The organism is Streptomyces sp. NPDC056600 (assembly GCF_042792855.1).
In the GTDB taxonomy this organism is placed as follows: Bacteria; Actinomycetota; Actinomycetes; order Streptomycetales; family Streptomycetaceae; genus Streptomyces.
The window spans coordinates 62631-72773 of the sequence record NZ_JBHTVQ010000043.1 but is presented as its reverse complement, the minus strand read 5'-3'; the positions used below and the strand labels follow the sequence as shown (position 1 = coordinate 72773).

The following is a 10143-nucleotide window of genomic DNA, read 5'->3' as shown; positions in this document are numbered from 1 at the left end:
GCACATGGATGAGGGGCCCTCCGACGGAGGGCCCCTCATCCATGTGCCGCGGCGCTCAGTCGATGCCGCGGCAGATGTGCGGCTCCGAGCCGTCGTCGTCGAGGTCCCCGGCGAGCAGCCAGGCCACCCAGCGGGGTGCCTCGCGTGGATCGCCGAGGGGCGGCAGGGTCGCAGCGGCGGTCTTCTCGCGGTCCGGCAGATTCGTCTCCATCGACGACTCCTTTTCGGTGGGCAGGTCTTCTCTCCGCTCGAGGCGGTCAGGCGTGACAGGAGGGCAGGCCTCCGTGGAAGGCGACCATCTCCTTGAAGGACTCGGCGACGTCGATCCGGGCGCCCGGCGCCAGCCCCTCCAGCTCCGCGTACGCCCGGTGCAGGTTGCCCACCAGGCGCTCGGAGTCCAGCAGGCCGGCGAACGCGCCGAGGTCGGCCTCGCGGGCGGCGGTCAGCGCGCTCACTCCGCGGCGCAGCCCGTCGCGGGCGAGCTCCGCCAGCCACCGCACGTACGCCTCCGTCTCGTCCAGCAGCTCGGGGCCGCCGACCTGCCCGTGTCCGGGGACGACCACCTCGGGGGCGAGGACGCGCATCCGGGCCAGCGCCTGGAGCGAACCGGTGATCGAGCCCATGAGGAGGTAGGGCGTCACCCCCGACCAGACGACGTCGCCCGTGAAGAGCACCCCGCGCTCGGGGACCCAGGCGACGACGTCGTTCGGGGTGTGGGCCGGGCCCACGTCGAACAGCTCGGTGCGCGGGCCGTCGTCGCCGTGCAGGGTGAGGCGGTCGCGGAAGGTGAGGTCCGGAGGGGTCAGGGGCGTGTCGCCCCACTCCACGCCGGGCCACAGGTGCCGCAGGCCCAGGCCCGCCTCGCAGATGTCGGACCGGGTCCCCTCGTGCGCGACGACGACGGCGCGCGGGACGAACTGGCCGTTGCCGAAGGTGTGGTCGCCGTGGAAGTGGGTGTTGACCACGTAGTCCGGTCCCGCCGGCACCACGCGCTCCACCTCCGCGCGCAGATGCCGGGCCCGCTCCTCGGTCGCCGCCGTGTCGACGAGGACCGAGCGCCCGCCGCCGACGACGAGTCCCGCGTTGTTCAGGCACCAGCCGCCCTCCGGCTGGACATACGCGTACACGTCGTCGGCGACCCGCGTCAGGCTGCCCGGCGCCGCCTTGGCCGCCCCGGGGGAGGCCGGGGCGGCCGGGGCGGCGGGGGCGGCCGGGGCCGGCGCCGTCACGCGGCGGCCCTCGGCGCCTCGGCGGCGGGCAGCGAGCCGAACCGGCCCAGGTGGAACAGCAGCGGGTCCGGCGCGGGCGCGCCGCCGGACAGCGCCACCACCCGGCCGATCAGCAGCGTGTGGTCGCCCGCCTCGTGCTCGGCGTGCAGCACGCACTCGACGTACGCCTCGGAGGCGGGCAGCACGGCGTTGCCGGTGACCCCCTCCACGGCGGACAGCCGGCGCATCGCGGCGTGCCCCTCCGGGCGGTCGGGCCGGCAGAACTCCTGCGCCAGGTCACGCTGCGCGTCGGTGAGCAGGTTCACGGCGTAGCTGCCCGAGCGCGAGATGCGCGGGCGCATCCGGCCGTCCGCCTTGACCGACACCAGGATCAGCATCGGGTCGAGGGAGACGGAGGTCAGGCTGTTGAGGGTCATCACGATCGTCTCGTCGCCACTGCCCTGGGTGAGCAGGGTGACGCCGGTCGGGAACCGGCCCATCGCGGCCCGGAAGGAGGCCACGTCCGGTTCGGCCAGCGTGGCGCCGGCGGTCACAGCGGGGGTCATGTCGGTACTCCGTTTCAGCTCGTCCACTCGTTCACTCGTCCGGTCGTCCGTCCGAGGCGGCGGTCAGTAGTTGCCGAGCCCGCCGCACACGTTCAGCGCCTGCGCGGTGATGGAACCGGCCGTGTCCGAGGCGAGGTAGCCGACGAGTCCGGCGACCTCCTCGGGTGTCGAGTAACGGCCCAGCGGGATCTTCGCGTTGAAGCGCTCCTGGATCTCCTGCTCGCTGACCCCGTAGTGGCCCGCGTAGCCCTGCCGGACCCGCTGGGCCATCGGCGTCTCGACGTAGCCGGGGCAGACGGCGTTCACGGTGATGCCGGTCGGGGCCAGCTCCTTGCCGACGGCCTTGGTGAAGCCGATGACGCCGTGCTTGGACGCGGAGTAGGGCGCGGCGAGCTCGACGCCCTGCTTGCCCCCGGTGGAGGCGATGTTGATGATCCGGCCCCACGAGCCCTCGCGCATCAGCCCGGTGGAGAGCACCTCGCGGGTCACCCGGAAGGTGCCGTTGAGGTTGGTCTCGATGACGTCGTCCCACAGTGCGTCGGACAGCTCGGCCGTCACACCGCCGCCGCCTCGCCCCGCGTTGTTGACGAGGATGTCGATGCGCCCGTACTCGGCGACCGCGGCGCGCACCGCCTCCTGGATCTGCGCCGGGGACGTCACGTCGCACACCGTCCCCGACACCTCGCGGCCCAGCTCGCGCTGCTCCTTGACCAGGGTGCGCACGTTTTCCGCGTCGCGGGCCACGCCGAACACCGCGACCCCCTGCCCGGCCAGCAACTCGGTCACGGCCAGGCCGATCCCGCTGGTCGCGCCGGTGACGAAGGCGACCCGTCGTTGCACGTCTGTCATCGCGTTCTCCCCATCGCTCGTGTGGCTCGCTCGTGCGGCTCGTCGGTCCGCTCCACTTCGGCTCGACGGTGGGCCCGCCGCCTTGCGGGGTTCTCGGCCCGCGGTGGAGCGCCCCTGGAGGACAGACGTTCGAGCGTGGCTCGACACGCGGCCTAGCCGGGGCCGTCAGGTTGGGCGTAATCGATGCCGTGGCCGGGCGGACACCCGGCCTGAGCGAGGAGGCCCCGTGCCCGAGCAGACGCAGACGCTGCCTGATGTCAGGAAGACGGTGACCGTCGCGGCGACGCCCGACGAGAGCTTCCGGATCTTCACCGAGCGGCCGGCCGACTGGTGGCCGCCGAGCCACGTCCTGGTCCGCAAGGAGCGGGCCGGTCTCGCCTTCGAGCCGGGCGTGGGCGGGCGCTACTACGAGTGGGACGTCGAGGGCACGGAGATCGCCTGGGGCCGCATCCTCGAGTGGGAGCCCGGCCGGCGGCTCGTCATGACCTGGCGCATCGACCCCAACTGGCAGTCCATCCCCACCGACGACGGCGCCAGCGAGATCGAGGTGGACTTCGAGGCCGTGGACGAGGGGCACACCAAGGTGTCGCTCGCCCACGTCAAGCTCGACAACCACGGCCCGGGCGCCGAGCGGGTGTTCAAGGCCCTCGACGGACCCAGCCCGGGCGAGACGCTGGAGCGCTTCGAGCGGGCCGTCGCGAACGGACCGGCCGCGTGAGCGTCGACACCGGCGTCGCCGCCCACGCGCCGGCTTCCGTCTCCACGGCGCCCGCATCCCTCGCCGCCCCGTCGACCGGGCTCGCCGACGCCGCGGTCCGGCTGCGGGACCTGGCCGCCGCCCACGCGGCGGACGCCGACACCGCGCGCGGCCTCTACCGCGAGGTCACCCACGGCATCCGCGAGGCCGGGTTCGCCCGGCACTTCGTGTCCGCCCGCTTCGGCGGCACCGAGGGCACCTTCGCCGAGCTCACCCGGGCCGTCATGACCGTCGGCGAGGGCTGCGCCGCCTCCGCCTGGTGCGCCTCGCTGGCCGCCTACTCGGCCCGCTTCGCCGCCCACCTGCCCGAGGCCGGGCACCAGGAACTGTGGGGCGCGGGGCCCGACACCGTCGTCGCCACCGGGCTCGTGCCGGCCGGCCGGGCCGTCCCGGAGAACGGCGGCTGGCGCCTCACCGGCCGCTGGGCGTACGTCAGCGCCGTGGACTTCGCCGACTGGGTGATGGTCTGCGCCGCCGTTCCCGGCGGAGGCGGTGAGGGACCGCCGCAGCTGCGCTTCTTCACCCTGCCGCGCGGGGCGTACAGCGTGCTCGAGACCTGGGACAGCATCGGGATGCGCGCCACCGGCAGCCACACCGTGGTCGTCGAGAACGCCTTCGTGCCGGAGCACCTGACGTTCGACCGCACGGACATGCTCACCGGCCGCAACGGCTTCTCCCCGGTGCCCTCGCACAACGTGCCGTTCCAGGCCGTCGGCGGGCTGACCTTCATCGCGCCCGTGGCCGGCGCCGCGACCGGCGCGCTGGCCGCCGTCGCCGACTCGGTCACCGGACGCCGCCGCACCCAGACGGCCGAGCTGACCGTGGTCCGCGCCTCCGGCCGCGTCGATGCCGCGCGCCACCTGGTGGAGCAGAACGCCCAGGTCCTCGACGGGCGGCTGTTCACCCCCGAGCACATGGCCCGCAACGAGCGCAACGCCACCTTCGCCGCCGAGATCCTGGGCGAGGCCGTCACGCTGCTGGTCGGAGCGGCCGGCACCGGCGGGCTCGGCGAGAAGCACCCGTTGCAGCGCCACTGGCGCGACATCACGTCCGCGACCAGCCACGTCGCCCTGCAGTACGACACCGCGGCACGCAAGAACTACTCGGCGGTCCTGCTCGGCCCCGAGGGGTGAGGGCCGGCGGGCACAGGGGGCGTCCCACCGCGGGCGCCCCTTCGGCCGTTCGGCCCCCGCCGCCGCCCACCGTTCCCTTCCCGTACCTGTACACCCCAGCGGAGGATCGATCGTGACCGTCACCCAGGAGACGGCGCCCCAGGGCGGCGGCTGCCCGGTGGCCGGCGTCTTCCCCTTCAGCGGTTCCAGCTACCGGGGCCCCGCCCCGGTCTGCAGCAGCCTGCGCGCCACACGCTGACGTCTCTGCCGGTGGTGCGGGGGAGTTGAGCGGACTCTCCCCGTACGGGTGGGGCGGCCCCGGTTCCCTCGGCTTCCGAGGGGCCGGGGTTCTTTGCGTGCGGAGGGGGCCGCCCGGGGCTTGCGCGGGGTGGGGCGAGCCGCTCGCCGCGGAGGAGCCGCCCCTGCGCCCGCCCGTGCCGCCCTCTGGGCGGCCCAGCCGCCCGCAGGGGCGGGGAGGTGGCCGCCGGCAGGGCCGGGGTGGACATGGGCGTGCCCGGCTCCGGGGAGGAGCCGGGCACGGGGAGCGGAGGGTCAGGAGGCCGGGGGAGGGGAGACCCAGGTGGCGGTGGAGCCGACCTCGGTGGGGCCCTGCGGCGGGACGCCGGCCTCGACGAAGACGAACGCGTGCGCCTCGGTGCTGAAAACGGTGCCGGAGACCTTGCCCAGGTGCACCGCTTGGGCGCGGTCCGGCGCGGTCCGGCGCGGCCGACGCCCGTCAGGACGGTCAGCACGGCGAACAGCACGCCGAGCAGCCTCAGCGTGGCCGAACGCGGACGCCGCGGCGGCGGAGTGGGTCTCAGGCGTGGACGGAGAGCCTTTCCTCAAATCTCGGACCGGACGGTGACGCTGTGGGGGAGGTGGGGGTGTGGGGGGCGCGGGGAAGCTTCTTGAGGTCGAAGCCGGGCTCGCGGCACGCCGCCGGCGACAACGCCGTGCCCGCGGCCAGCAGCCGCGCCGCGATCCCGTGGTCGGCGGGGCGGTTGACGGACTCGACGCCGATCAGCCGGCCCTCGCGGAAGCACAGGACGGAGAACCGGCCGCCCTCCACGTCGCCGAGGGTGACGGTCTCGTCGTGACCCGACGTCAGCCCCGCCATCTGCACCCGCAGCGCGTACTGCTCGGTCCAGAAGCGGGGCACGGCCGTGTACGGGTGCGGCTCGCCGCAGATCGCGGCGGCCACGCAGCGGGCCTGGTCGGTGGCGTTCTGCACGGACTCCAGCCGCAGCCGGCGGCCGGAGCGCGACTCGGGGAAGGAGGCGCAGTCGCCGACCGCCCAGATGTCCGGGTCCGCGGTGCGCAGGCCGGCGTCGACCACGACGCCGTCCTCGACCGCCAGACCCGCGGCGAGCGCCGGACCGGTGCGGGGCAGCACCCCGATGCCGACCACCACGAGGTCGGCGTCGAGCCGCTCGCCGTCCGCCAGCTCCACCGCGCGGACCCGCTCCTCGTCGTCGCCGTGCAGCACCGCGACCTGACGGCCGGTGAGGACCCGCACGCCCCGCGCGCGGTGCTCGGCGACGATCCGGTCGGACACGGCCGGCGTCAGCGCGCGGGCCAGCGCCCGGGGCCCGCTCTCCACCACGGTCACCTCGTGGCCGAGGCCGCGCGCGGTGGCCGCCACCTCCAGGCCGACGAACCCGGCGCCGACCACGACCAGGCGCAGCGGCGGACCCTGCAGCGCGTGCCGCAGCACCTCCGCGTCGGCCAGGCCGCGCAGCGTGCGCACCCCGGTCAGCGAGGCGCCGGGCACCGGAAGCGGGCGCGGGCGGCAGCCGGTCGCCAGGACCAGCGCGCCGTACGGCAGACGCAGGCCCGAGTCCAGCAGGACCGTGTGGCGCTCCCGGTCGACCGAGACCACCGTCGTGCCGGTCAGCAGCTCGATGTCCTGCTCGGCGTAGAACGAGGCGGGCCGCAGGGGCACGTCGTCGGCCGGCACCGCGCCGGTCAGGTAGCCCTTGGACAGCGGGGGCCGGAGGCAGGGGCCGGACGGCTCGTCGCCGACCAGGGTGACGCGCCCGGTGTACCCGCGGGCCCGCAGCGCGGCCGCCGTCTCCAGGCCGGCCTGGCCCGCGCCCGCCACCACCACCGCGTGCGGCGCCATCAGCTCTGCGCCTCGGGCAGGTGGACCAGCAGGCCGTCCAGCTCCTCGGTGACCGGCAGCTGGCAGCTCAGGCGGCTGAACTCGGTGCGCTCGCAGGCCGTGCCGTACAGGACGTCGTCCTCGATCTCGTCCATCACCGGCAGCGGCAGGGTGTTCGCGCTGTCGACGTACACGTGGCAGGTGCCGCACTGGGCGGACCCTCCGCACTGCGCCTCGATGCCGTCGACGTTGTTCAGCTTGGCTCCGCGCATGACCGTGTTGGGAGCCTCGACGTCGACGACGGTGACTGTTCCGTTCGGATGCTTATAAGTGATCTTGGCCATGGCGGGGTCTCCTGAGCTGTCGTCCGTGCAACATCGGCCATCCGTGCGCGGGTTACGCATCCGAACTGTGGCGACGCCGCCTTCAGCGGCGGTGGAGGGCTTCTGGACCGTCGGGGCCGCTCCAGCCGGTCACCACCGCCGGTCCATCGGAGCGGCGGAGCGTGCCCGGCATGACTGTCACCGATACGACGGACCGGGCGGCCGCACGCCCCCGCGGGGGCGTGCGCGGACCACGCCTGGGCCTGGTGCTCGCCGCCTGCTGCCTGGGCCAGTTCATGAACGTGCTGGACGCCTCGGTGGTGAACGTGGCGCTGCCCGTCATCGCCGACGAGCTGGGCTTCACCCGGCACAATCTCCAGTTCGTCAACAATGCCTACACGGTGGTGGTGTGCGGGTTCCTGCTGCTGGGCGGGCGGCTGGCGGACCTGTTCGGCCAGCGCCGCGTCTTCCTGTGCGGGGTCGGCCTGTTCACCCTCGCCAGCCTGGTCGGGGGAGCGGCCGACGCGCCGCTCACCCTGGTGCTCGCCCGCGCCTTCCAGGGGCTCGGGGCCGCCGTCATGGCGCCCGCCACCCTGACCGTGCTCGGCACCACTTTCACCGAATCGGCGGCCCGGGCACGGGCGTTCGGCTGGTGGAGCGCCGTCTCCGGCGCCGCCGGCGCGATCGGCGTGCTGGTCGGCGGGGTGGTCGTGGAATGGTTCTCCTGGCGCTGGATCTTCCTGGTCAACGTGCCGATCGGGCTGCTGCTGCTCGCCGGGGTGTGGACGGCCGTCCCCGAGACGCGCCCGCGCCGCGCGGACTCCTCCGCACGCCTCGACCTGCCCGGCGCGGTGACCGTCACTCTCGGCCTGATGTCCGCCGTGTACGCGGTCTCCCAGTCGCACGCGTACGGCTGGGGCTCGGCCCGGGTACTCGTCCCGCTCACGGCGGGCGTGCTGCTGCTCGCCGCCTTCCTGCTGATCCAGGCCCGGTTCGCCCGCCACCCCCTGGTGCCGCTGGCGATCTTCCGTAACCGGTCGGTGGCGGCGGCCAACCTGGTCGCCTTCTTCGGGATCGCCGCCCTCTTCAGCACCTTCTACTTCTTCACGCTGGTCCTCCAGCAGGTCCTCGGCCACAGCCCGCTCAGCACCGGGCTCAGTTACCTGCCGCTGTCGCTCGGCATGGCCCTGGGCGGCTGGGGCATCGCGCCCCTCGTGCCGCGCTTCGGCCCGCGGCCGATCCTGCTGGGCGGCCTCGCCCTCGCCGCCGGCGGACTGCTGCTGCTCTCCCGGGTGGACGCCGGCTCGGCCTACCTCACCGACATCCTCGGCCCGAGCGCCCTGCTGGGCCTCGGCATGGGCGCCGTCCTCAACGCCACCACCAACGCGGCCACCGCCGGGCTCGCACCGCACCAGACCGGTCTGGCCTCCGGGCTGCTGAACACCACCCGCCAGCTCGGCAGCGCCGTCGGACTGGTCACCCTGGCCGCCCTCGCCGCCTCCCGCACCGACACCCGGGCGGCGGCCGGCGCCCCGGCGCCCGAGGCGCTCGCCTCCGGCTACGGCCTGGCGCTCACCGGGGCCGCCCTGTTCGCGCTGGCCGGTCTGACGGCCGCCCTGCTGGTGCCGGTCCGGAAGCAGTCCACCCCCTCTCGAGGCGACACCGAGAAGGTGGCGGCCTGACGAGAGGGAGGTTTGCGGTGGTGAGCTGGTACAACACTCAGCGGCCCGACTGGTCGCCCGCACCCGGAACGGACCAGGTCGAGCACGCGACGATCGAGGTCCCCCGCGACTACGCCGCACCGGAGGGCGAGCGGATCACCCTCGCGCTCACCCGCCGCCGGGCCACCGACCCGGCCCGGCGACGCGGCATCCTGCTGGGGGTCAACGGCGGGCCCGGCGGTGACTGGGGACGCGGCAGGGAGCTGCCCGACGCCTACGCCGTCACCCCCCTCGCCGAGGTGTACGACCTGATCGGCTTCGACCCGCGCGGCATCGGCGCGTCGACCAACCTCCACGCCGAGGTCACCGTGCCCAAGGTGCCCTTCGACTCCCGGCCCCCGGACGAGGCCTTCGAGGCGATCGCCGAGGACATGCGGCTGCGCGAGGAGGCATGCGCCCGCGCCGGCGGAGACCTGCGCCCGCACATCAGCACCCGCAACACGGCCCGCGACATGGACGTGATCCGCGCGGTGCTCGGCGAGGAGAAGATCAACTTCGTCGGCTACGCGTACGGCGCCTACGTCGGCGCCGTCTACGGAAGCCTCTTCCCCGCCTCGCTCGACCGGCTGGTGCTGGACTCCTGCGTCGGCCCCCACTGGACCTGGCGCGAGCAGTTCCTCCAGCAGGGCGACGCCGTGCAGCGCAACGTCGACCTGTGGGCGGCCTGGGCGGGCGCGCGTGACGGCGCGTTCGGCCTCGGCGACTGCGCGGAGCGGGTCCTCGGCAGCGTCGAGGAGGCCGTCGCGGCCCTCGAGCGGCTCCCCGAGGACGGCGTGCGGCTGCGCACCCTCTTCGACGGCGCCGTCGGCAACCGGGCCGCCGACCGCGGGCAGTGGGCCACCCTCGCCACGCTGACCGACGAGGTCCGCCGGGCCGCCGGGGCGGGCGACGTCGGCGCGTGCCGCGAACTCCTCGCCGAGCAGGGCACCTGGCGGCCCGCCGACAGCGAGGGCGACCTGCGCATCGGCGTGCTGGAGGCGATCACCCTCGAGCACGCCTGGCCGTCCGACCTCGAGGTCTTCTTCCAGGACATGCGGGAGTTCCGCAAGCGCTTCCCGTACGGGTACGGCGTGCTGAAGGCGTCCCCCTGGGTGGGCGCCTTCCGCGCCTTCGAGGCCCCCGAGGAGCCGACCGTCATCGCCCGCGACGGATACCCCGTCGGGCTGATCGTGCAGGCCGACGGCGACCCGATGGACCACTACGACGGCGGCGTCGCCATGGCCGAACTCCTGGGCCACCACCTGCTGACCGTCGAGGACTCCGGGGAGCACGAGGTCTACGTGCTCGGCGGCAACCCGCACGTGGACGAGATCGTCCACGCCTACCTCGTGGACGGCGTCCTGCCGCCCCCGCGTTCCTCCTGCCCGGGCCGCACCCCGCGCCCGGACGTCCCCGCCGACGCCGGCTGACCGGCGCCGCACCACCGTGCCACCTGTGGAGGTGCTGTCCCGAACGTGACCGATGGGGTCCAGGAGCCCCCTGCGTTCCCCCTCGCCGGCTCGTCCT

Annotated in this window: 12 protein-coding genes; 5 read left to right on the top strand and 7 right to left on the bottom strand. The window is 74.5% G+C overall.

Going from position 1 to position 10143, the window contains the following annotated elements:
• Positions 1-55: 55 nt before the first annotated feature.
• The 4 genes from ACFRAV_RS21370 to ACFRAV_RS21355 form a co-directional block, all read right to left on the bottom strand.
• On the bottom strand, positions 56-211 hold the full coding sequence (locus ACFRAV_RS21370; RefSeq protein ID WP_382557860.1) for a hypothetical protein: 156 nt from the start codon (positions 209-211) through the stop codon (positions 56-58).
• A gap of 46 nt (positions 212-257) precedes the next feature.
• Positions 258-1229, bottom strand: a complete 972-nt coding sequence (locus ACFRAV_RS21365; RefSeq protein WP_382557859.1) for an MBL fold metallo-hydrolase — start codon at positions 1227-1229, stop codon at positions 258-260.
• Positions 1226-1774: a flavin reductase family protein gene (locus tag ACFRAV_RS21360; protein WP_382557858.1), complete on the bottom strand. Its 549-nt coding sequence runs from the start codon at positions 1772-1774 to the stop codon at positions 1226-1228. Before ACFRAV_RS21360 ends, ACFRAV_RS21365 begins: the two co-directional genes overlap by 4 nt.
• 63 nt (positions 1775-1837) lie before the next feature.
• Positions 1838-2623 carry an SDR family NAD(P)-dependent oxidoreductase gene (locus ACFRAV_RS21355; protein ID WP_382557857.1) on the bottom strand — a complete coding sequence of 262 codons (786 nt, stop codon included), beginning with the start codon at positions 2621-2623 and terminating at the stop codon, positions 1838-1840.
• A 226-nt stretch (positions 2624-2849) separates the two neighbouring features.
• Between ACFRAV_RS21355 and ACFRAV_RS21350 the strand changes: the two genes are divergently transcribed.
• The 3 genes from ACFRAV_RS21350 to ACFRAV_RS21340 all read left to right on the top strand — a co-directional run bounded on the left by ACFRAV_RS21350 (position 2850) and on the right by ACFRAV_RS21340 (position 4751).
• Positions 2850-3341 (top strand): SRPBCC family protein, encoded by a 492-nt coding sequence (locus ACFRAV_RS21350; protein WP_382557856.1) that lies wholly within the window; start codon positions 2850-2852, stop codon positions 3339-3341.
• The gene (locus ACFRAV_RS21345) at positions 3338-4513 is read left to right on the top strand and encodes a hydrolase (protein ID WP_382557855.1); all 1176 of its coding nucleotides are present in this window, start codon (positions 3338-3340) and stop codon (positions 4511-4513) included. The genes ACFRAV_RS21350 and ACFRAV_RS21345 overlap by 4 nt, the downstream gene beginning before the upstream one ends.
• A gap of 112 nt (positions 4514-4625) precedes the next feature.
• Positions 4626-4751 (top strand): hypothetical protein, encoded by a 126-nt coding sequence (locus ACFRAV_RS21340; protein WP_382557854.1) that lies wholly within the window; start codon positions 4626-4628, stop codon positions 4749-4751.
• A gap of 293 nt (positions 4752-5044) precedes the next feature.
• Here the strand turns inward: ACFRAV_RS21340 and ACFRAV_RS21335 are convergent, their stop codons facing one another.
• The 3 genes from ACFRAV_RS21335 to ACFRAV_RS21325 form a co-directional block, all read right to left on the bottom strand.
• Entirely contained in the window at positions 5045-5185 is a 141-nt protein-coding gene (locus tag ACFRAV_RS21335) for a hypothetical protein (RefSeq protein WP_382557853.1), read from the bottom strand.
• 124 nt (positions 5186-5309) lie between these two features.
• Positions 5310-6614, bottom strand: coding sequence for an NAD(P)/FAD-dependent oxidoreductase (locus ACFRAV_RS21330; protein WP_382557852.1), 1305 nt, complete (start codon positions 6612-6614; stop codon positions 5310-5312).
• Positions 6614-6937, bottom strand: a complete 324-nt coding sequence (locus ACFRAV_RS21325; RefSeq protein WP_382557851.1) for a 2Fe-2S iron-sulfur cluster-binding protein — start codon at positions 6935-6937, stop codon at positions 6614-6616. The genes ACFRAV_RS21330 and ACFRAV_RS21325 overlap by 1 nt, the downstream gene beginning before the upstream one ends.
• A 170-nt stretch (positions 6938-7107) precedes the next feature.
• Between ACFRAV_RS21325 and ACFRAV_RS21320 the strand changes: the two genes are divergently transcribed.
• Both ACFRAV_RS21320 and ACFRAV_RS21315 read left to right on the top strand, forming a co-directional pair.
• Positions 7108-8598: a DHA2 family efflux MFS transporter permease subunit gene (locus ACFRAV_RS21320; protein WP_382557850.1), complete on the top strand. Its 1491-nt coding sequence runs from the start codon at positions 7108-7110 to the stop codon at positions 8596-8598.
• A gap of 20 nt (positions 8599-8618) precedes the next feature.
• Positions 8619-10046, top strand: a complete 1428-nt coding sequence (locus ACFRAV_RS21315; protein ID WP_382557849.1) for an alpha/beta fold hydrolase — start codon at positions 8619-8621, stop codon at positions 10044-10046.
• Positions 10047-10143: the final 97 nt, after the last annotated feature.